Origin of the sequence: Fibrobacter sp. UWH4, assembly GCF_900142475.1 — a bacterium.
In the GTDB taxonomy this organism is placed as follows: Bacteria; Fibrobacterota; Fibrobacteria; order Fibrobacterales; family Fibrobacteraceae; genus Fibrobacter.
Genome location: NZ_FRAY01000001.1, coordinates 291856 through 312691 on the forward strand (window position 1 = coordinate 291856; position 20836 = coordinate 312691).

Annotated in this window: 25 protein-coding genes and 2 tRNA genes; 16 read left to right on the top strand and 11 right to left on the bottom strand. The window is 50.9% G+C overall.

Annotated features, from left to right (window positions below):
• The first annotated feature begins 41 nt into the window (after positions 1-41).
• From BUA93_RS01120 to tsaA, 5 genes are all read left to right on the top strand, one after another.
• Positions 42-126 (top strand) — tRNA-Ser (locus BUA93_RS01120).
• Positions 127-158: 32 nt separating this feature from the next.
• Complete coding sequence (locus tag BUA93_RS16645) at positions 159-281, top strand: hypothetical protein (protein WP_256374663.1); 123 nt, start codon at positions 159-161, stop codon at positions 279-281.
• A 207-nt stretch (positions 282-488) separates the two neighbouring features.
• Entirely contained in the window at positions 489-857 is a 369-nt protein-coding gene (locus BUA93_RS01125) for an ArsR/SmtB family transcription factor (protein ID WP_083597067.1), read from the top strand.
• Position 858: 1 nt separating this feature from the next.
• A complete protein-coding gene (locus BUA93_RS01130) occupies positions 859-2334 on the top strand; it encodes an SO_0444 family Cu/Zn efflux transporter (RefSeq protein WP_175547345.1) in 1476 nt (491 codons plus the stop codon).
• Between the two features lie 24 nt (positions 2335-2358).
• On the top strand, positions 2359-3171 hold the full coding sequence (tsaA, locus tag BUA93_RS01135) for a tRNA (N6-threonylcarbamoyladenosine(37)-N6)-methyltransferase TrmO (RefSeq protein WP_254793793.1): 813 nt from the start codon (positions 2359-2361) through the stop codon (positions 3169-3171).
• Between the two features lie 25 nt (positions 3172-3196).
• On the opposite strand, the gene BUA93_RS01140 is transcribed toward tsaA, so the two are convergent.
• Positions 3197-3823 carry an NUDIX hydrolase gene (locus BUA93_RS01140; RefSeq protein WP_072976705.1) on the bottom strand — a complete coding sequence of 209 codons (627 nt, stop codon included), beginning with the start codon at positions 3821-3823 and terminating at the stop codon, positions 3197-3199.
• Positions 3824-4406: 583 nt separating this feature from the next.
• On the opposite strand from BUA93_RS01140, the gene BUA93_RS01145 reads away from it, so the two are divergent.
• A complete protein-coding gene (locus BUA93_RS01145) occupies positions 4407-5012 on the top strand; it encodes a GGDEF domain-containing protein (RefSeq protein ID WP_254793794.1) in 606 nt (201 codons plus the stop codon).
• 58 nt (positions 5013-5070) lie between these two features.
• Here BUA93_RS01145 and BUA93_RS16480 read toward each other — a convergent pair whose 3' ends face one another.
• From BUA93_RS16480 to BUA93_RS01160, 4 genes are all read right to left on the bottom strand, one after another.
• On the bottom strand, positions 5071-5595 hold the full coding sequence (locus tag BUA93_RS16480) for an MFS transporter (protein ID WP_254793795.1): 525 nt from the start codon (positions 5593-5595) through the stop codon (positions 5071-5073).
• A gap of 49 nt (positions 5596-5644) precedes the next feature.
• On the bottom strand, positions 5645-6265 hold the full coding sequence (locus tag BUA93_RS16485; RefSeq protein ID WP_254793796.1) for an MFS transporter: 621 nt from the start codon (positions 6263-6265) through the stop codon (positions 5645-5647).
• 77 nt (positions 6266-6342) lie between these two features.
• Positions 6343-7503 (bottom strand): class I SAM-dependent RNA methyltransferase, encoded by a 1161-nt coding sequence (locus BUA93_RS01155; protein ID WP_072976707.1) that lies wholly within the window; start codon positions 7501-7503, stop codon positions 6343-6345.
• Positions 7504-7630: 127 nt separating this feature from the next.
• Positions 7631-7702, bottom strand: a tRNA-Gly gene (locus tag BUA93_RS01160).
• A 124-nt stretch (positions 7703-7826) separates the two neighbouring features.
• On the opposite strand from BUA93_RS01160, the gene infC reads away from it, so the two are divergent.
• The 3 genes from infC to rplT are packed head-to-tail and all read left to right on the top strand — an operon-like array spanning position 7827 to position 9031.
• Positions 7827-8453, top strand: a complete 627-nt coding sequence (gene infC / locus BUA93_RS01165; protein WP_249268781.1) for a translation initiation factor IF-3 — start codon at positions 7827-7829, stop codon at positions 8451-8453.
• Between the two features lie 18 nt (positions 8454-8471).
• Positions 8472-8669: a 50S ribosomal protein L35 gene (rpmI, locus tag BUA93_RS01170; RefSeq protein ID WP_072800243.1), complete on the top strand. Its 198-nt coding sequence runs from the start codon at positions 8472-8474 to the stop codon at positions 8667-8669.
• A gap of 11 nt (positions 8670-8680) precedes the next feature.
• Positions 8681-9031: a 50S ribosomal protein L20 gene (gene rplT / locus BUA93_RS01175; RefSeq protein ID WP_072976710.1), complete on the top strand. Its 351-nt coding sequence runs from the start codon at positions 8681-8683 to the stop codon at positions 9029-9031.
• A gap of 257 nt (positions 9032-9288) precedes the next feature.
• Here the strand turns inward: rplT and BUA93_RS01180 are convergent, their stop codons facing one another.
• Positions 9289-10482, bottom strand: coding sequence for a class I SAM-dependent rRNA methyltransferase (locus BUA93_RS01180; RefSeq protein ID WP_072976711.1), 1194 nt, complete (start codon positions 10480-10482; stop codon positions 9289-9291).
• A gap of 107 nt (positions 10483-10589) precedes the next feature.
• Between BUA93_RS01180 and BUA93_RS01185 the strand changes: the two genes are divergently transcribed.
• Entirely contained in the window at positions 10590-11018 is a 429-nt protein-coding gene (locus tag BUA93_RS01185; RefSeq protein ID WP_072976713.1) for a VanZ family protein, read from the top strand.
• A 165-nt stretch (positions 11019-11183) separates the two neighbouring features.
• Here the strand turns inward: BUA93_RS01185 and murB are convergent, their stop codons facing one another.
• A complete protein-coding gene (gene murB / locus BUA93_RS01190; RefSeq protein WP_072976715.1) occupies positions 11184-12131 on the bottom strand; it encodes a UDP-N-acetylmuramate dehydrogenase in 948 nt (315 codons plus the stop codon).
• 82 nt (positions 12132-12213) lie between these two features.
• Here murB and BUA93_RS01195 point away from each other — a divergent pair, with 82 nt between their 5' ends.
• The 4 genes from BUA93_RS01195 to BUA93_RS01210 all read left to right on the top strand — a co-directional run bounded on the left by BUA93_RS01195 (position 12214) and on the right by BUA93_RS01210 (position 16829).
• A complete protein-coding gene (locus BUA93_RS01195) occupies positions 12214-13371 on the top strand; it encodes a toprim domain-containing protein (protein ID WP_072976717.1) in 1158 nt (385 codons plus the stop codon).
• On the top strand, positions 13371-14267 hold the full coding sequence (gene mtgA, locus BUA93_RS01200; protein WP_072976719.1) for a monofunctional biosynthetic peptidoglycan transglycosylase: 897 nt from the start codon (positions 13371-13373) through the stop codon (positions 14265-14267). Before BUA93_RS01195 ends, mtgA begins: the two co-directional genes overlap by 1 nt.
• Positions 14268-14367: 100 nt before the next feature.
• Positions 14368-15639, top strand: coding sequence for an argininosuccinate synthase (locus BUA93_RS01205; RefSeq protein WP_072798409.1), 1272 nt, complete (start codon positions 14368-14370; stop codon positions 15637-15639).
• A 206-nt stretch (positions 15640-15845) separates the two neighbouring features.
• Entirely contained in the window at positions 15846-16829 is a 984-nt protein-coding gene (locus BUA93_RS01210; protein ID WP_139257643.1) for a hypothetical protein, read from the top strand.
• Between the two features lie 23 nt (positions 16830-16852).
• On the opposite strand, the gene BUA93_RS01215 is transcribed toward BUA93_RS01210, so the two are convergent.
• Positions 16853-17377 carry a hypothetical protein gene (locus tag BUA93_RS01215; RefSeq protein ID WP_072976723.1) on the bottom strand — a complete coding sequence of 175 codons (525 nt, stop codon included), beginning with the start codon at positions 17375-17377 and terminating at the stop codon, positions 16853-16855.
• 113 nt (positions 17378-17490) lie between these two features.
• Here BUA93_RS01215 and BUA93_RS01220 point away from each other — a divergent pair, with 113 nt between their 5' ends.
• The gene (locus BUA93_RS01220; protein WP_072976725.1) at positions 17491-18363 is read left to right on the top strand and encodes a DUF3078 domain-containing protein; all 873 of its coding nucleotides are present in this window, start codon (positions 17491-17493) and stop codon (positions 18361-18363) included.
• A gap of 88 nt (positions 18364-18451) precedes the next feature.
• Here the strand turns inward: BUA93_RS01220 and rdgB are convergent, their stop codons facing one another.
• Together rdgB and BUA93_RS01230 are read right to left on the bottom strand one after the other, a co-directional pair.
• The gene (gene rdgB, locus BUA93_RS01225; RefSeq protein ID WP_072976727.1) at positions 18452-19081 is read right to left on the bottom strand and encodes an RdgB/HAM1 family non-canonical purine NTP pyrophosphatase; all 630 of its coding nucleotides are present in this window, start codon (positions 19079-19081) and stop codon (positions 18452-18454) included.
• Between the two features lie 68 nt (positions 19082-19149).
• Positions 19150-19341 carry a TM2 domain-containing protein gene (locus tag BUA93_RS01230; RefSeq protein WP_072976728.1) on the bottom strand — a complete coding sequence of 64 codons (192 nt, stop codon included), beginning with the start codon at positions 19339-19341 and terminating at the stop codon, positions 19150-19152.
• 50 nt (positions 19342-19391) lie between these two features.
• Here BUA93_RS01230 and BUA93_RS01235 point away from each other — a divergent pair, with 50 nt between their 5' ends.
• On the top strand, positions 19392-19601 hold the full coding sequence (locus tag BUA93_RS01235; RefSeq protein WP_139257645.1) for a hypothetical protein: 210 nt from the start codon (positions 19392-19394) through the stop codon (positions 19599-19601).
• Here the strand turns inward: BUA93_RS01235 and BUA93_RS01240 are convergent.
• Entirely contained in the window at positions 19573-20634 is a 1062-nt protein-coding gene (locus BUA93_RS01240) for a BamA/TamA family outer membrane protein (RefSeq protein WP_072976731.1), read from the bottom strand. The genes BUA93_RS01235 and BUA93_RS01240 overlap by 29 nt on opposite strands.
• Positions 20635-20836 lie beyond the last annotated feature (202 nt).

Below are 20836 nucleotides of genomic sequence, written 5' to 3' on the forward strand. Positions count from 1 at the left end.
ATAGACAATTTTGAAATTATTTGCTAAATTGTGCAAACCTCGGAGAGATGCCAGAGTGGTCGAATGGGCCGGTCTCGAAATCCGGAGTCTGTCACAGGACCGAGGGTTCGAATCCCTCTCTCTCCTTGAAACAAAAAGGTCCCCTTTGGGGGCCCTTTTTGTTTCACAGAAAAAAGGAATCGAACCCTCGCAGAGGGTTCGGCAAAACCCGCAAGAGCGAAGCGAATACAGCGGGTTTTGAGATTGCGGTCGAAGACCGCAACCCGAAGGGCAACAATTGAACGAAGAGAAATTGTTGTCTTATCCCTCTCTCGTATTGAGAGAGGTGCGTTGGCAACAAATGAACGAAGAAAAATTGTTGTCTTATCCCACTCTCTCCTTGAGAGGGGGATGTTAAGCGAAATGAAATGAGCTTGTAGTACCATCCCTCTCGATAAATATTCATACATCCCTTGACAAAACCTTCTGTTGTTTCTATATATGAAAATATGAATAGTTATTCATATATCAAAAATAAGAATTTTGCTCATCGATATCATGAAAAGGTCCTCCCGGCGCAGGATATCCCCCTGGATACCCTTTTCGAACTTTCTGAATTCTTTAAGTTCTTTGGCGACACGACTCGCATCCGCATTATCCATCTGATGCTTTTGGGCGAAATCTCTGTAAATGATATCGCCGAAAAACTGAATCTGGAACAGTCGGTGGTCAGTCATCAGTTGCGTATTTTGCGTACGGCGAACCTGGTAAAGCCTCGCCGCGAAGGTCGCAGGATGTTCTATTCGCTCGATGACGAACATATCGGTCTTATTTTCAATACAGGTCTCACGCATATTTTGCACAAGAAGGGTAAGTAAAATGTCTGCGGTTGTTGAAATTCTTGAAAAGTTTGTCTGGCAATTTGTCACGCTGTTTTCGGAGATGGCTCCGTTCCTGCTGCTCGGCTTTTTGCTGGCGGGCATTCTGCACGTGTGGGTGCCGAATCATCTTTATGTTCCCAAAATTTCGAAATCGAACTTTAAGTCGGTGCTTTGGTCGGCTTTGTTTGGCATCCCGCTCCCGATTTGCAGTTGCGGTGTGATTCCCACTTCGATTGCGCTCCGTAAAGAGGGTGCAAGCAAGGGCGCGAGTGTGAGCTTCTTGATTTCGACGCCTGCGACGGGCGTGGATTCCATTTTGGCGACGTATTCTCTGCTGGGTGGACCATTTGCGATTTTGCGCCCGGTAGCCGCTTTCGTGACGGCGATGCTTGGTGGATTGTTTACGAATGTAGTTACAAAAAATGAGCCTGAAACGGGTGTTGCTGTTGTGGGTGAAACGCACGAACCTCATTATGAACACGAGCATTGTGATTGCGAAGGCGATCATTGCTCATGCAGTCAAGAGGGCCACGATGAACATTCGAAAAAATCCTTTGTCCAAAAGGTTCGGGAAACTTTTGAATACGGCTTCGTGAACATGATTGGCGATGTGAGCAAGTGGCTCATCATTGGACTTCTGCTGGGGGCGCTGATTGCAGCCTTTGTTCCGGACGACTTCTTCCTGTTCCTGCACGAATACCCGCTGCTTTGTATGGTGGTCGTGTTGGTGTTGGCGATGCCGATGTACACTTGCGCGACGGGCTCCATTCCGCTTGCGCTTGCCCTGGTAGAAAAGGGAATTACGCCGGGGGCCGCTCTCGTGCTTTTGATGGCAGGCCCTGCAACGAGTATTGCGAGCATGCTCGTGGTAGGAAAGGCTTTTGGTAAGCGTACTTTGGCCGCATACCTGACCTCCATTGCGTTTGGAGCATTGTTCTTCGGATTCGTCGTCGATACGTTCTTTATGGATACATTCCTTGCGTCTATGCTTCCTCACGCTTCAGCCGAATGTCATGGTCATGGAGCCTTGGGCGTATTGGATTATATCTGTGCGGGACTGTTCGCTTTGTTGATTGTTTATGCCAAGTTTGCACACAAGGGCTGCGGCGGACATTGTGGCTGCGGTTGCGAAAATCACGATTGCTGCTGCGAATGCAGCGACGGTCACGAGCATTGTGAATGCGGCGAACATGACGAACATCATCACCATGAAGGCGAATGTCATTGCAACGGACATCACCATGAACACGAGGAACCTGTAGTAGTGACGTATCGTGTTCTCGGCATGAGTTGTAGCCATTGCAAAGCGTGCGTCGAAAAGGCGACCTTACGCTTGGACGGAGTTCTTTCCGCAGAAGCGGATGTCGCAAGTAAGGAACTCCGCGTGCAATGGCACGGAGACGATGACGTTGATGAAACCGCCCTTAAGAATGCGGTTGAAGAGGCTGGCTTCGAATTTGGCGGAAAAAAGTAGGTGCTATAAACCTATATTTGTCCTATGCAAATTTCCCCGATAGGCAAATTTTACGGTGACGCCGTATACAAATACGATGCTCCTCGACAAGGGCGACTGTTTGCGGGGCATCCTGGCTGTATCGAACTTGCTGCGGGGCAGAATTTCGAAATGGCGTTGCGGGATCTGGAAGGTTTTGAACGCATCTGGGTGATTTTTCAGTTCCATGAAAACGAGGGCTGGCGTCCGACGACACGCCCGCCCGTTCCTCCCAAGGGAAAAGACCGTGTTGGAACCTTTGCGAGTCGCAGCCCTTACCGTCCGAATCCGATTGGGCTTAGCTGTGTGCGCCTGCTGAAGGTGGAGGGCCTTACGTTATTTGTAGACGAGGCGGACTTGCTTAACGGGACCCCGGTGCTTGACATCAAGCCGTACATCCCGATGGCAGACGCTTTCCCCGATGCCAAAGCGGGCTGGGTCGAAGAACAGGTGGGCGACCTATGGACGGTCGAAATGTCCGATGATTTTTCGGCGCAGCATCGCTGGATTGTAGAACATAGCGATTTCAATCTCGAAAGTTTTGCGCAGGTGCAGCTTTCCCGCGGAAATTTCTCGAAAGATGTCTTTGACAGTTCCCGTCGCCGCTTGACCGTCGACACTTCCGCACATGCAGGTGTGCTTGCGTACCGCACTTTTCGTATCCATTTTAGCTACGACGAACCGGCCCGCTGCGTTCTCCTGCAACGCATTAGCAGCGGCTATTCAGCCGAAGATTTAAAGCCCGGTGCCGAAGACAAGTACGGTGACAAGGAACTTCATCGTGATTTCTTGTGTTGCCGTCGTCCTGGAACGAAGTGACGGGATCCAGCGCGTCATATCCCATTTATTTTAGGCTTAACTTCCACTTCAAATATCCGGCCATCTGGAGCGGGTGATTGAACGAACCGTCTGCCATTTTGGCCTGCAGGGCTTCGTCACTCAGCAGTAGGCTTTCAATTTCTTCGGTGCTGTCGAAATGCGTGCAGCCGTTCTTGACGACATTGTCTATGAAAACGACATGGAATCTACCGCGGTGCCTGTCCGGATTCACGGGAAAAGAGCCGAGGTAACTGATTGTGTCATTCTGAGCGGAACGAAGTGGAGTCGAAGAATCTAGACCCGTTCGACTTCGCATCTTCGATGCTTCGCTCAGGGTGACACATTGTTTCTCAATGCCATATCCGCTTTCTTCTTGCAATTCCCGCAGAGCGGCCTGTTCCGGAGTTTCGCCCTTGTCAATAATCCCGGCAGGGAATTCTAGGGCGATTTTGCCTGTTCCGTGGCGGTATTGTTCCGTCATGATCCATTCGCCTTTGGAGGTCCGGGCCAAGATCAATACCCAGTCGGGTTGCCATAAAGTGTAAAAGTCGTCAATTACCTTTCCGTTCGGCAATTCGCATTTTTCTTTGGCGACTTTTAGCCATGGGGCGTCTACCAGGTATTCCGTATCCAAGAGTTTCCAGGGTTTCATGCTCTGTAATTTAGAAATTTTTGACCTTTGAATGAAATTTTGTATATTTCTTGGTATGAGCGAGTTAGGATTTTATGCGGAAGTGTGCGTGGGGTGCGCATGTGTCCTGTTGATTCTTTTGTATAGCATCAAAAGACTTCCGACGCCGCAGCTGAAGTTTGGGCTGTTTTCTAAACTCGTTTTTTGGCATATCATCTATTTTTTCAGCGACGCACTTTGGGCTTTGGTCAATGATGGTGTCATTGCTAAAAATTTGATATCGGTTTTGGCGGCAAATTATTCGAATGCCGTTATCATATCAATCCTTTTTTACAGTTGCTTTGTTTTTGCCGAAATTAGTTCTCGACCAGAAATGACTCGCATGCAAATTCAAAGTCTTCAGACGAAATTGAAAATTCCGATTGTTATTGAAGCGGTTTTATTGCTGGTGTCGTTTGTGGCGGTTCCAAAATTCTGGTTGAAAGACAATCTGGAACCGAATGATCTTTATTACGTTGTTTTGATGTTCCTTCCTTTTGTGTACATCATGACTCCGACGTTTCGTTGTTTTAGCCGCGTGCTTAAACCACAAAATCGGAAAAATTTGAAGACTTATCTGGTTGTAGCAAGCTATGTTCCGTGCAGTATTGTTGCTGCGTCCTTGCAGGTGTTCTACTCCCTGAATACACCGATATTCTGTTTTGGCTGCACTCTGATTATTTTGTTCGTCTATTTGAATTTGCAGAGCCAACTCATTTCGACGGATTCGCTGACATCGCTTAATAACCGTAACCAGTTGGAGGTTTTTCTGCAGCAGCAAAGCGAACAGAAATCTTATTATGTGGTGATGGTTGATGTTGACCACTTTAAGCAGATCAACGACACTTATGGACATATCGAAGGGGATAATGCTCTTGTCCTCGTTTCCTCGGCGCTCAAGAAAGCGTGTGTTCGCCTGGGAAAATCGATGTTCCTCTGCCGTTACGGTGGCGATGAATTCCTGCTGGTGGTTCCGACGGATATGCCTGGATACGCTGTCCGCGAAATTCAGGAATGCCTGCGCGAAGAACTTTCTACCCGTCAGGGACCGCAGTACTATGCAATAGAAGTGAGCATCGGGTATGCCGGTTGGAATGGCCGTGTATCCAGTTTTAAGGATAGCGTTGTTAACGCGGACCAGATGATGTATGTCGAAAAGCGTTCCGCCTAAGCAAACTTTTTGCTAGGATTTGTCAAGGTTCGCTTTATCTTGCGTAGCGAAAGCTCGCTTAACCTTCCAATTTGTTCTTCAGGTAATGCCTTGATGTCCAGGTGAAATACAGGACGTCTGCGATGACGAGTGCGATTGCGCATGCGAAAAAGACTTGGCGATGCATGCCGAAATAGTTGGCCATGGAGCCGCCTATCAAAATGCCGGTACCGATACCGATGTCCCAACCGCTCAGGTAGGTGCTGTTGGCCGTGCCGCGCTGGTCGTGGCGGGCGAGGTTCACGCACATCGTCTGGTAGCCCGGGAAAATCAGGCCGAGGCTTGTCCCGATCAGGAACGCGGATATAAAGAAGGTGATGGGCGAGTGGCTGAAGGCGAGGATAAAGTAGGCAATCACGTTCAACGTCATGCCGGTACCCACCAGGTGAATCAAGTAACCGCGGTCAATCAAGCGCCCTGTCATGACGCGGTTTAAGATGAGACCCGCTGCAATCAAGGCGTAGAACCAACCGGAACCGCCGATGCCGAGTTCCTTGGCATAAAGGGCGATGTAGTTCGTGACCGGGCCGTAAGCGAATCCCACGAAAATAAAGTTCGCAAATTGCGGAATGGCGCGGGTGAGGAAAAACCGGTCAAGCGAAAGCGGCGCGTGCGATTTTTTTCTCTTTGCGCGGCACATTCAATGTCTGTACAAGAACCAAACCGATAACGCACAAAATAATCGAAATCGCAAAGACGATGGTGTCGCCGAAGGCCTCGTACAGGAACATGCCGGTCATGGGGCCTGTCGCGAACGCCAGATTCACACTGATGCCGAAGTAGCCGATACCTTCTCCACGGCGGCTTGCGGGTAATGCGTCGATGGCCACCGTGTTGCTCGCCGTGCTCGAAATTCCGAAGAACAAACCATGCGCAAATCGCACCGCGGCAAGAATCGGCAATATGCCGACCGTCTTGTAACCTAAGAAACATACGGTAAATCCGAAGAAAGTCCAGAAGTACAAGGGCTTGCGGGAGAGAGTATCTACGAGGAATCCGGCGAAGGGCCTGCAGGCAAGAGCTCCGATTGTATAAAGCGATATAATGAATCCGGCGGTCGCATTGTCGGTCGCGAATTTTTCGATAATGTAGAGCGGTAAAATCGGCAGCAGCTGGTAAAAGCTAAAGAACAGCAGAAAGTTCGCGGCGGCGACCGTCACGAAATTCCGCGTCCACAGCGGCGGTTTTTCTGTTGTCAAAACATCAGCTGGCATAATCCCTCTTCAATATAATGCGGAATGTGAAGTGTGTAATGTGGAATGATTTCATTTCTCATCTCACACTTCACATCTCATTTCCTCTCCAGCATCACGATGGTTTCGAGGTGCGGGGTGCCGGGGAACAGGTCGAGTGGCTGCACCTCGCGCACGCGGTAACCGTAGCGTTCCCATTCCTTGAGCGATGCGGGAATTTCGTCGGTGCCGCAGAACACGTGGCATACGCGGATCGGCTTTCTCATCGCGAGTGCGTGAATCACGCCCGGTTCGCAGCCCTTGCGCGGCGGGTCCAGAAGGATTTTTTCCGGTTCGTTCACGATCGGCCGCGGCAGTCGCGTCTGCACGAACATTTCGTCGATCTTGCCTGCGATAAAGCGGTAGGATTTTTTGAGGTGCTTGGCCGAAGCCTTCGCACAATCAATCGACGGACCTTCCCATTCTACGCCGAGAACGTCCTTGGCGGCTTCGCCGAGCGCAAAACTGAACAGTCCGTAACCGCAGTACAAATCCAGGAAATGGTCTTCCTTGCTTAAGCTCAGGAGGCGGCTTGCGGCCTTGATCAAGTTGTGAATTTGGCTTTCGTTAATCTGGCTGAATCCCGTGACGGGGTAGCGCAGGCTGAACTTGCCGAGTGACAGGCTCATTTCACGCGGGCCATAGAGCTGCTTGAAGTTGAGGCCCTCGGTGGGGCGCTTCGATTCCAGGTAGTAGTCCGATTCGGTCGTATCTACGTAGGCGTGTGCCGCTGTCACCTTGAAAGGGGTTTCCTTCAGGGCATCCGAAATCAGCTTCAGCTTGCGAACGATGCTTGCGTCAATCTTCTTGATGTTGAAAATCACCACGCGGTACTGGTACGTGCCGCGGATAATGATCCAGTTGAGTGCGTAGGCGAGCGGCTTGTACGCCGGCGTAATCAACTTTTCAAAAAGAAAATCATAAATTCTGTTGTGTTCTTCGGGTTCGAGCATCGATTCTTGGCGGTCGAACTGCAAGTTGCCCGGCTGCATGAACACGCGGCGCTTACTCGTGGTGCGGTAGGCGCGGGGCATGGGGCTTGCTATCACCTTCTGCGGGTTTCCGGCGAGGCGGTTTACGTCCCAAAATTCCTGAATGGCGAGGTCCTTGATGCGGAGCTCGTCTTTATAGTCGAGCATGGCGAGCGATTCGCCGTGGGCGGAGTCGGCTTCGCGGGTGTAACCCGGAACCTGGTGTGCAATGGCTTGTTCAAAGAACATGGGAACCTCTTTTTTCAAATACAAATGTAGAAATTATTTGTTGTTTCCCAAATACTGAAATTCCTACAAAAAAAGCCCCCTCAAAGAGGGTGAATACAAAAAAGACCTCCCATTCGGGAGGTCTAAGAGCGGCGGACCGGGATCGAACCGGCAACCATTAGCTTGGAAGGCTAAGGCTCTACCATTGAGCTACCGCCGCGAGCAAGTCCAATTATACAAAATTTCGCCCATTTTCAAAGGGGTTCCTTAAAAAGTTCTTGCATTTTTTTGTAAAAAAACTATATTTACCGCCACAATAACCATTTACCTAGAGGTAGCTTAACTTGGCGTTACAAAATCCCCGCGACCGCCGCATGCCGAACAGACAGAGCGACGGAACCCGCATTAACGAAGACATTCGCATTTCCCCGATCCGTCTTGTGAAAGACGATGGCGAGGCCGTCATCATGGATACCAAACAGGCTCTCCAGATGGCCAAGGACGCCGGACTGGACCTGGTGGAAGTGTCTCCCAATGCTAAGCCGCCTGTATGCCGTATCATCAACTACGGCAAGTACAAGTTTGAACAGATCAAGAAGGCCAAGGCCGCAAAGGCCAAGCAGCACGTGGTGAAGCTTAAAGAAATCAAGATGCACCCGAAGACTGCCGAGAACGACTACCAGTACAGGATCAAGCAGGCAGCCGAGTTCTTGCAAGATGGCATGAAGGTCAAGCTTATTATGCAGTTCCGTGGGCGCGAAATGGCGCACATGGACTACGGCAAACGCCTGATGGAGCGCGCTAAAGAAGACTTGCTCCAGTACGGCGATCTGGAAATGGATTCGCGAGTCGAAGGCAACACAATGCTCTCGATTTACGGTCCTAAACGCGGTGCAGGTACTGCCAAAAAGCAGCCCCAGGCACCAAAGCCCGTAACCGAGCCCATGGCAGCAGGTGAGGCTTCAACTTAATAACCTAAAGAGGTAAAAATGCCTAAGATGAAAACACACAGCGGTGCTAAGAAGCGCTTCCGCCTGACTGGCTCCGGCCACGTCAAGTTCAAGCGTGCTGGCATGCGCCACATTCTTGCCAAGATGTCCACGAAGCGTAAGCGTAACCTGCGTAAGGGCGCTCTCGTTAAGAAAGTCGATGTTTACCATGTCAAGCGTCTGCTTGTCGTTGCATAAGGAGTGTAAGAATGCCACGCGCTAAAACCAGAGTTCCTTCCCGCGAACGCCGCAAAAACATCCTCAAGGCCGCCAAGGGTTTCTATGGCCGTCGCAAGAGCAACCTTCGCCTTGCCATTGACGCCGTAGCCCACGCCGGTCAGTATGCCTACGCTCACCGCCGTGACAAGAAGGGTGACTTCCGCTCTCTGTGGATCACTCGCTTGAACGCAGCTGTCCGCGAACATGGCATCAGCTACAGCCAGTTCATTTACAAGCTTTCTAAGGCCAACATCCAGATGAACCGCAAGGTTCTCGCCGATATGGCCGTCGCCGATCCGGAAGCATTCGCCAAGGTCGTCGAAACTGTGAAGGCTGCCTAATTGAGCTGAAGCCTAGCTTCATCTTCACGCGAGAAATTGCACCCTGCTCCAATCGGGCGGGGTGCTTTTCGTTTCCGAATGGGTGCTTTGACGGGGTGTACAGGTTAAAGAAGCTACTTAGATTGGATTAGCCTGTACGCATTTTTTTTAGCTCAAATTAAAATGTAGACAAACTAAAAAATACAGGCTGAACAGACATATTTGGCCTGTTAGCCTGTACGAATTATATTGAACACTAAGGTTTACAAAAGTTCTGCTTAAACAACTTGCACCAGCAATCCCTTGAGGTATTGCCCTTCGGGGAATGCCGTATTCACGGGGTGGTCGGCGGGTTGGCCGAAGCGTTCAATGATTTGAACGCGCCGATGGGCATCGGCGGCGGCATCCGCGATAATCTTCTGGAACAAGTCCATTTCCATGAGGCCTGAGCAGCTGAATGTAGCGAGCATGCCGCCTTCGGCCAAGAGCTTCATGGCAAGCAGGTTGATGTCCTTATAGCCGCGGGCGCCTTTCTGCAGGTTGTCCTTGCTTTCCACGAACTTGGGCGGGTCCAGCACGATGAGGTCGAAGGTTTCCGCCTTGTCGCGGCACTTGCGCAGGTACTGGAACACGTCGGCTTCCACATGTGTTGCGTGGGCGGTGCTGAGCTTGTTGCGCATGATGCCTTCCTTGGCGAGCTTGAGCGCGTCTTTGGAAACATCCACCTGGTAAACTTTTTCGCAACCGCCGCGGAGAGCGTAAAGTCCGAAACCGCCGGTATAGCAGAAGCAGTTCAGGACCTTCTTGCCTTTGGAAAGTTCGCCAATGCGGCGGCGGGCGTCGCGCTGGTCCAGATAGTAACCTGTCTTGTGACCGTTCTTCACGTCGATGGGGAAGAGAATTCCGTTTTCGTTAATGATGACGGGTTCGTCGCTCACTTCGCCATATACGCAACCGGTGCGCAGCTGCAGGCCTTCTTTCTTGCGCACATCGGAATCGCAGCGTTCGTAAATGCCGCGGCAGTGCGTCTTTTCGGCGAGCAGTTCGTAAATCGTTTCGCGGTGGACTTCGGCGCCGGCAGCCAGGATTTCGACAGAATAGATGTCGGCATACTTGTCGATGATGCAGCCCGGGATGCCGTCGTTTTCGGCGTTGATCAGTCGGAACGCGCTTTCCTTGTCTTCGATGTCGAAGCCGCGGCTCTTGCGTGCGGCGATGGCGCGGTCGAGCAAGTCGCTAAAGAATTCGCGGTCAATGTTTGCCTTTTCGCCGAACGTCCAGAAACGCCCGCGGATCTGGGACTTGGGCGAGTATGCCGCAAGACCCAGGAAGTCACTCTTGTAGCTGTAAACTTCAACGGTGTCGCCCAGTTCCGGGTCGCCGATGACTTCGTCAACGGCTCCGCTAAAAATCCAGGGGTGGTAACGCAATGCGGACTTTTCGCGTCCGGCTTTCAAGGTAATCGCTTTCATGGATTCAAATTTAGAAATAATATAGACTTTTGAAGATGTCCTCTTTTTCTATCCTTAGGCCCATACCTCATTCCCCAAAGCGCCAAAGGCGCGACCTCATACCTAATATGTTTGAATCGCTTTTTCAAAAGTACCCGTTTTTCCGAGCCGTTCCTTGCGTGCTCTGCATGGCGATTATCTTTAAACTGTCTTCGATGACGATGGACCAGCTAGAAGATTTCCCGCACATCTGGGATAAGCTTGCCCACTTTTGTGAATATGCAACGCTTGCCGGCTGCTACGCCATGCTTTGGACTCGTAACGAATGGTCCAAACGGCAGTGGCTGCGGGTGCTCGTGGTTGGCATCCTCGCTTTGGCCTATGGCTGCACCGATGAATTCCATCAGAGCTTTGTGGAAACTCGCGACAGCAGTGTGTTTGACTTGGTGGCTGACTTGACCGGTGGACTCACGGGCGGCATTGTTTATGCCATCGTCACGCGAATCCTGAATCGCTACGACCCCGTGCCGGAAGAGAAAGTAGACGGTAGGCAGTAGGAAGTTGATTGTGATTAGTGGTTAGAAGTCGGGTCCCTGAGCCTGCCGAAGGGCCACGAATCTGTCATCCTGGAGCGAAGCGACGGGATCTAGGTGTAAGATTTTTGATGGATCCCCTCCCGCGTTTTACTTGGTCGAGGATGACTTTGGTGAAGACATCAATCTTTACTCAAATTTTCCCAGCAATATTATTTCGCGGTGTAGTTGAATGCCGAATTTCTCGGTGACTTTATTTTGTACGAACTCGCTGAGTTCCATAATGTCGTTTGCCGTGGCGCCGCCAGCATTCACGATGAAGTTTGCATGCACGGTGCTGACTTCGGCGCCACCGATGCGATAACCTTTGAGTCCGGCTTGTTCAATGTAGTATCCCGGTGCAATTTGCGTGGGCGTGTCGGCCGATCCGACCTCAAGCCTTTTAAAGGTAGATCCAGCGTTCGGCATATTCAGCGGTTGTGTCGCCTTGCGCTTCGCCATGCATTCGGCAAGTTCCGTTTCGAGGTCGGCGACAGTTTTGCATTCTGCACTTGCGGCGGACAGTTGGAACATCGCTGACAAGATTGTCATAAAGGTTGGTGAGCTTGCCGAACCAATAGTGGACGGATTGTTACCCTGGAAAATACTTTGTCTGTAGCTGAAGGCGCAGTCGGCGTTAGAAAGTTCGCGAATGCTTCCGTCGCTGTCAAGTACGGTGACTTGTGTGCAGCAGGTTCCGATTTCTTGACCGTAGGCGCCCGCGTTCATGTAAATCGCGCCACCCAAGGTGCCAGGGATTCCTGCAAGTTTGTGAATGCCTGCAAAACCTTGCTTGAGTGCGCTGCGGGCAAATCTGCCGAGCGGGGTCGCCGCCCCGACTTTGAAAGCCCCGTTTCCGAGGTCCTGTATTTCTGAAAATTCTCCAGCAAGCGTGATGACAAGACCGTCGAAACCTTTGTCCGATACAAGCAGGTTTGTGCCGTTCCCTAAAATGAAGTAGGGAAGTCCCTTTTCGCAGGCCATGTTCAAAGCTTTTTTGAGGTCCTCCAGACATTCCGCCTTCGCAAAATAACGTGCGGGACCGCCCACCTTAAAGGAGGTGTGCTTGCTCATCGGTTCGTTTTCGAGAATCTGCATAGCAGAAAATATAGCATACCTTCTTAATATATAATTTCGAAATCTGAATTCCGAAATCTGAATTACTATTATTATACTCACCATGACCAACGAGGAACTGAAACAATTCAAGGCGGCGATTTCGATCACATCTGTCGCGCAGAGTCTGGGAATATCGGTTTCTCATGGTCGCTTCAGATGTTTTTTCCCGCAACGCCACACGCACGGCGACCGCACTCCCTCCGTTTCTATTTCCGAGGAACGCGGAACGTTCCGTTGCTGGGTTTGTGACGATGTTCGCGGTGACGTGATTTCGTTGGTGCAAATTGTAAAGGATTGCAGTTTTGTCGAGGCGCTCAGCTGGCTGATGGAACAGTACCCGTTTCTGGTACCGCCTTCTGCCCGCAAAGAAATGGAACGCCTGTCGCAACGAACGCAACCTGCTGCCGCAGGGCGTCAGCGACCCTCGGTGCAGGGGAATGCTCCGCAGAATTTATCTTCTCCGCAAAGTCGTCCGGAACCCGAGATGGTTCGGCCGCCCGAACCCGAAGAACCCCCGCTGGTATCCGAAGACGAACATAAGAAAATTATCCTTTCGTTCCTTAAGCGTTTGAGTCCCGTCGATAACACGCCCGCGGCCAAGTGGCTTGCCCGCCGTCGCATCTACAAGCCCGTGTGGGACAAGATGCTGCTCCGCACCATTACCAACTACGAAGAGGTGAACAACAGCCTCAAGGCGGACTTTGGCGAAGAGGTCTTGAAGTATGTGGGTCTCTTTAATGAAAAGGGCCATTTGCGGTACTACAAGCATCCGTTGATTTTCCCGTATCTCGACACGAAACGCCGCGCTTTCTATTTCCAGTCGCGGGCAATAGATAAAACGGTCGTGCCCAAGGAGCTTAACCTGCGTGGCACGGTGCCGTATCCGTACAACATGTCTGCGCTCGACAATAAGCCTGGCTGGGTCTACCTGTGCGAGGGCGTGGTCGATACGCTCACGTTTTTAGGACAAAAGATCAATGCGGTGGGGATTCCCGGTGTGCGGAGTTTCAAGGTGGAATGGCTGAATTTGTTCAAAAGTAAGAACGTGGTTCTTTGTTTGGATCACGACGAGGCGGGGCGCTCTGGAATGGAATATATCGGCAACCTGTTTACGCAAGCGGGCATTCATAATGTAATTTTGGGCGAAGGAATGGAAAACTTGCCCACGGCCATGAAAGAGGGTGAAGACATCAATGACTGGTTCGGAGGAAAAAAGTAATGGATAAGGTGAAGTTGTATTTTGGTAAGGTCAGGGATTTTTTCAAGTGGTTCACGAATACCACGTTTGCGAAGGTGACAGGATTCATTATCAAGTGGCTTTACCGGACGATTAATTTCGTCATCCGCCAGGCATTGCTGATTTTGATTATCTACTCGGCTGTTTTCTCGGTGGCGGCCTCGTATGCCCTGTACCGTGCGTTCATTTACGGTTACGAGATTTACGAAGGAGTCGAGGAACTCAAGGACACCCAGCCCGAAATGAGCAAGTACATGGAGGCCCTGCGCGATTCGAGTCCGAACCTGCAAATCAAGCATACCTATGTTCCGCTCGATTCCATCAGTCCGTACCTGCGGAAGGCGGTCATTGCAAGCGAAGATGCCGGCTTCTATTTCCATCCGGGCTTTGACGTCCGCGCCATCGCCGAGGCGCTCGATGCAAATCAGGTGGCAGGGAAAACCAAGTTCGGCGGCTCCACGATTACGCAGCAGCTTGCGAAGAACCTCTTCTTGAGTGGCGAACGTTCTTTCAACCGCAAGTTCAAGGAATTGGCGTACGCGCTCTTGATGGAACATGAACTCGGCAAGGACCGCATTTTGGAACTGTACCTGAATTATGCCCAGTGGGGCAAGGATATTTTTGGCTGCCAGGAAGCTTGCCGTACATACTATAAAAAGAGCTGTGCCAAGCTCAGCGTGGACCAGGCGATAAACCTGGCTGCCATGCTTGCAAGCCCGGGCAAGCACCACCCCAACATGCGCGAAAGCCAGTTCATGGCAAAGCGTCGCGCCGTGATTTACCAGAACATGTTCCCCAAGAAGGACAGCGTTCTGGTGGATTCCCTCCGCCAGCTGATGGCGCCGCTCCCGAAGGACTCTACCAAGCGTGTTCCGTAAAAAAGACGTTGTTTTTTCAAAAAAAATTTTCGTCTCTCGTATTTCGTCTCTTGTCTAATTCTATATTTTTCTCGTCTAAATTTTTCTCAAAGGAAATACAATGGCTAAGAAAGAATCCAAGAAGAAGGTTGTCCTCGCTTATAGCGGTGGACTCGATACTTCCATCATCATCCCCTGGCTCAAGGAAAACTACGACTGCGAAGTGATCGCTTTCGCCGCCGACCTCGGTCAGAACGACTTCCCGGACGCTAAGGCCCTCGAAGACAAGGCTTTGAAGACTGGCGCTTCCAAGTGCTACGTTCTCGACCTCAAGAAGGAATTCCTCGAAGACTACGTTTGGCCGACCGTTCGCGCCGGTGCCAAGTACGAAGGAACCTACCTCCTGGGAACCTCTTTCGCCCGTCCGCTCATCGCCAAGTACCAGGTGAAGATTGCTGAAAAGGAAGGCGCTTACGCTGTTGCTCACGGTGCTACCGGTAAGGGTAACGACCAGGTCCGTTTCGAACTGACCTACGCCGCACTCAACCCGAAGCTCGAAATCATCGCTCCGTGGAAGGACCCGAAGTGGACGTTCCATAGCCGCGAAGACGCTATCGACTACGCCGCCGCTCACAAGATTCCGCTGAACGGCATCAGCAAGAAGAAGATTTACTCCGAAGACGGTAACCTGTGGCACCTCTCCCACGAAGGTGGCGTCCTGGAATTCCCGGAACAGGAACACAAGTACGAATTCCTCAAGCACACCAACACGTACGAAAAGGCCCCGAACAAGGCTGATCACGTGACGATTACCTTCGATAAGGGTAATCCGGTGGCTATCGACGGCAAGAAGATGGGCGCTGTCGAACTCCTCGAATACCTGAACAAGATTGGCGGCAAGAACGCTTGCGGTCTCTTGGACATCGTCGAAAACCGCCTCGTTGGCCTCAAGAGCCGCGGCGTGTACGAAACTCCGGGTGGCACGCTCCTGTACAAGGCTCACGAATGCCTGCAGCAGCTCGTGCTCGACAAGGAAACTTTGTTCGAAGCCCAGAAGATGTCTATGACGTACGCGAACCTCGTGTACAATGGCCAGTGGTTCACTCCGCTCCGCCAGGCTATGGATGCCTTCTTCGCCGAAGTCAACAAGGTTGTTACCGGTGATGTGACCCTCAAGCTCTACAAGGGTAACATCATCCCGGCCGGCATCAAGAGCCCCTACAGCCTCTACGACATGGGCCTCGGCGGATTCACCGATGTGGACATGTACGATCAGAAGGATGCAACGGGCTTCATCCGCTGCTACGGTCTGCCGCTCAAGACGCGCGCCCTGTTGCTCGGCAACAAGACGAACGTGGACTTCGGCAAGCCGGTTGTGCTCCCGAAAAAGTAGTCGATAAAGTCATTCGTCAAAAAATCCCTCGGTTCAAAACCGGGGGATTTTTTCATAATGGTTCAGTGGCTCTGAAAAATGTGCTGAATTTCACGGAAGCGCATTTTTTACTTGACAATGTATTGCTTTTTTTTACATTTCGTCATTATATAATCCAGCAACACGAGGAAATTATGAATATCAAGTAGCTGCTTTTAGGGAGTGCTTTGGCGTCGATGATGTTTGCCGCCTGTTCGTCTGATGATTCCGGAACGGGAGCGTCGTCCGGTTCTTGTGATGTATCTGCCTTGCCAGCATCGTCCCTTTCTTTCGAAAAGACGGACAGTGGCTGCTACGCGCAGGGGACCATGGATGCGGTTGCGTTTGCGACCTATGTTGCCAATTATTCAAATGCGGGCTGGCTTCCGGTTACGGCGAATCCTTCGCTGGATGGTCAGGGCGGCGAGTATGTTTTTTCCAAGACCGAAGGGACCGTCTCGCATACGGTAACTTTGACGGGCGCAAGTGGTGCTGTCTCGGTAGTTTATGTGAAAACGGGTGACGCCTCTTCCAATGGCGGCGCGTTAGATATTCCGGTGAATAATGCTTCGACCTGCGACCTGGCAACAGCAAAGCTGCCTCCGTCTGAACTCGCCTGGAAACCGACCTTTGGTGGCAGCTGCGAAGTTTCCCAGACGATTTCGCTTGCGAGCCTGCAGAAGTTCGATACCCTCCTGATTGCGGCTGGTTACAAACAAACTAAAATTTCAAATGAAAGCTTTAGGTATACGATCGAAAAGCCGAATATGGTAGCCTCTACAATCGATAGGGATACCTTGCTGTTTACTTATTCGATGGAAACTTTCGTCGGAACATTCTCCGGCGTAACCGAGCAGATGACGGCTCGCCAAATATTGGCGTATGAATTGAATGAGGTTGCCAAGGCGCATTTGCCGGAAGACCTCTATGCTCTAGGCGAAATTTACGGCAATGCTTTTGAAGTGTCGTCTGTTCCCAGTGCGGTAAATAGTACCTATGTTGCGAACCAACTGAATAAATACGGTTGGAACTTGAAGGAGACGATAAGTTCTACTTATACCGTTGATTATGAAGGTTCTATTGTCTATAACGGCGCTGTGTACACAATGGAACTCACATACTTTGTTTTAGATTCAGATGACCACTATTACATCACAATTGAGAAAAAGTAAGTCTTTTTTCTAAGTTCTACCAGCTAAAACTCGACCATGTATCCTGCGCCCCACAAGACCTTCTTGGCGTCGTGGTCGATGAACCGGTAGGCGGGTACACTAATTTGTGTGTAGAATCCGTATAGGTGCGCCCAAAGTTCGAGTGAAATGTCGGCCTCTTCTTTGTAATTGTAGGGGCGAAGGAGCATGGCGCTGTTTGCCTTGTTGAATGCCTGGTGCATTTTGTTCGGGGCTTCGGCAAATTCGTAGCCGCCACCGATGCCTACATCGAAATTAAAGGGAAGATCCCTGAAAAATGTATAGAGCAGGCTTCCGCGGAATCCGCACCAGAAATCGTTCGCGCCTTGGTGCCAGCCCATTCCCTGCACGCGCAAGATGACGTTGTCGTAGCCCATTCCACCGATGGCGACAACTGGAGTCTGGTTTCGGATTCCGACGCCCAGGTTGAATCGAAAATGCTCCTGGCGCTCCCGGTCGCCTGCATGGCAGAAAACCACCGCAAAAAGGAAAATCAGTATCGGAAGTCGGGAAAAACGGACGCGTCGCATGGCCTAAATATAGACATTTTGACATTTTATACTCGCAAAAATGTGTTTTTATTCCTATATTGTTTGGCAAATCACGGCTTGGGGTTGACCGGGCCATAAAAAAGGAAAGAGAAATGAAGTTGAAATCTTTAATCATGGCATGCGCCGCGGCTTGCGCATTTGCCGCACCTGCAATGGCCGAAGGTGGCATGTTCGAAGGGGCTCTCCCCGAAAACTGGACGGCCGACGTGGTCGCCGCCGTTCGTTACAACTGGTACAATTTCAGCAACTGGCAGAAAGATGGTACCTCTAACTATACCTGGCTCGTGACTTACGATGCCGATGTGCAGGGTAAGTGGAAAATCGCCAACTGGCGTAACCTCATTGATATCGACCTCGGTCAGACCTGGACCAAGGGCGTTGGCAAGCGCAAGTCCGCTGACCGCCTCTTCTGGGAATCGATGATCGACTTCAACATGACCGAAGTCCTGAAGCCCTATATCGGTAACCGTTTCGAAACCCAGTTCATGAAGGGTTTCGAATATAGCGAAGACGAAGACGGCAATGAAATCAAGACTCCGATTTCGAGCTTCATGGATCCCGCCTACGAAACTCAGCTGGCAGGTCTTGCTTACGTTCCGAACGACAACTTCTCCCAGCGCCTCGGCTTTGCTAACCGCATGACTATTTCTAATGGTTACGGTTACGCCGACGACAAGGATACCGAGAAGTTTGAAAAGTTCCGTGATGAACCCGGTCTCGAATCTATCACCGAAGTCAAGTATGCATTCTCTGACATCGTGAGCTTCAAGAGCCGTCTGTGGGCATTCTGCAATTTCGAAGGTGTCGAAAAGATCGACGGCCTCTGGGAAAACCTGCTCTCCGTGATGGTTGCTCCGCTCGTTGAACTTCAGGTCGGCTTCGACATGGCCTACGACTGGGATCTCGACGAAGATACGCAGTACAAGAGCATGGTGCTCTTCGGCCTGACCTGGCGCTGGTTTTAATCGCAGAACCTAAAATATCGAAAAAAGAACCCGACTTTTTGTCGGGTTTCTTTTTTTTGCAAAATCAACTAAGTTCTAAGCTCTGTAACTAAGTTCTGCCGTCTAGATCCACTTTCATGGCGCGGATAGCGTTTCCGCGGTGGCTGATGCCTTTCTTTTCCGCAAGTTCCATCTGCGCGAAGGTGCGGTCGAATCCGTCAGGGACGAATAGCGGGTCGTAGCCGAAACCCATGTCGCCAACGGGCGCGAAGTTGATTTGCCCGCGGCATTCCCCTTCGTAAATTTTCGGTTCGCTCACGGTCCACTTGCCGTTTACCTCGGCGACCTTCTGGTAGGAGAGTGCGCAGAAATAGCGGGCGCTGCGGTCTTTGACACCTTCGAGCTTTTGCATCAGCTTGTCGTTGTTGGCTTGGTCGTTGCCGTGGTAGCCGCAGTAGCGGGCGCTGTAAATGCCCGGTTCGCCGTTCAATGCGAATACTTCGAGGCCGGAATCGTCGGCAAGGACGCTTGCCTCGATCTGTTTTTTGCAAAGCCACTTGGCCACTGTGCTTGACTTGATGATGGCGTTTGCTTCGAAGGAGTCGCCGTCTTCGACGATGTCGTCCGTAAAGCCGATGTCCTTGAGCGTCTTGAATTCCTTGTTCTCGGTTCCGAGAATGTGCGCGAAGTCCCTGATTTTTCCGGGGTTGCCCGTCGCGATTACGAATAAATGTTTCATGTGTAATTTGATTCCCGATACTTAGTTCTAGAATTTTTAATTCCGAACTCTAGAATCCGAACTCTGAATTAGTAGTGTTCCGGCTTCATCACGATAAGGATTGCGTCAATGACAACGCCGACTCCGCAGAGTCCGCCGGTGCAAAGCCAGAGAATACCCGTCCAGATTTTACCTTCGTAAAAACGATGAATTCCTAGGTATCCGAGCAAAATGCAAAGGGCGAGGGCGATCCATTTATTGTGTTCACCTTGTGCTGGCATGGTAACTCCTTTTATTAGGCACAAATATAGAAAATGTGATATTGGAATGCGTGGAATTTGTAAAAGCTATCATTGTCGCGCAGATATATAAGGATCTCGGCATTCTCGAGAAGGGGCACTTGGTGGAGTATGACTGGTCTTCCCTAGTGGCAGGGTATGCCGGACAGACGGCAATCAAGACGAACGAAGTTGTTGCCCGAAGACTTGCCGACGGATTGTTAGGAAACCTCGTTAGAAAGATTCCCTCAGGTCGATGGTGATGCCGAGGTGCTTCCCGTCTACGAGCGAGAGGTCGCCGCGGGCGTGCAGCTTTTCGCTACGGTTCAGGGCGAGGCGTCCGCCGAAACCTACGGCGTAATGAACCTGCCGCTTGAACAGTTCGCTGAAGTAGGGCGCCGATTGCAGAGCTTCTCCGAAGATGACTCCGGCGAATCTCCAGAACAGCGGCCTGCGCAATTCGATTTGCCAGATGGCGGCCTGCGTGTCGCTCCAGATTCCCGATTCTACGCCACGGAATCGCTTGGTGCCGTCGGGACCGGCGAGGCATCCGAGCGGAACGTTGTCACCGCGGCTCTGCTTGGCGTATAGCCCCAGCGCGATTGAAGTTTCCCAGAACAGGGGTGCATAGAGTCTGACATCGATGGTTTCGGTGTGGTAACTGAAATCGCCGCCGAAAAAGACCTCTTCGAAGCTGGCGTAGTATCCCTTGGTCGGCCAGTTGTCGTTGTCTTTTTGGTCGAGAATGAATTGATAGCCACCGCCCAGATAGTAACCATCTTGATAACTCTTGGGTACGTCATCGCCGAGTTCGTTGTTGCGAGCTTCGCCTTCTAATACAATGCCGTAGCGGAATGGAATGTTATTCGGAATGCCGAAATTCATCTCGAAGGGAATCCGGCCGTAAACGAAGGTGCTCTTGTATTCGTCGATAGCTTCAAAATCGCCACGGGCCCCACGTTCGAAAAGCGAATATTGCCACTTGTTCAGGTTTAACTTGGCGGGAATGTGCAGGTGGTCGCCGAGAAGCCACAGGTTCGGTGCGTACTGGAATTGGAATTGACCGCGTGTGGTGCCGCGGGCGATAAAGTCCATCGAAGAGATGTTTTCGCCTTCTTGGAACGGTCTGAAAAACAGGACGAAGACGGCTCCATATTGGATTTTTGTTTCTTCGGTGTAGGCTCCGAAGGGGAGCGCCGAATACCGTTGGAAATTTTCCTGCGCAAGGCACGAGCTTGTGAGGCTAGCGAGTAGCGAGCAGAATAAGAAAAATACCTTGAGGGGGTGAATCGACATACCATCGCAATTATATAATAATTTCGGTTTCTTGTTTTGCGGAAAAAATGGTGCTGCCGTGGGATGGGGCAACCTGGCGTTTTCTGTACATGATACAAGATGTAGCATATATAAAAATGAAATATAAAATATTTAAAAAATCTTGAAAATTTTAGTAAAAATCAAATTTTTGTATCATAAATGTCTTGACATGAGTCGAGCG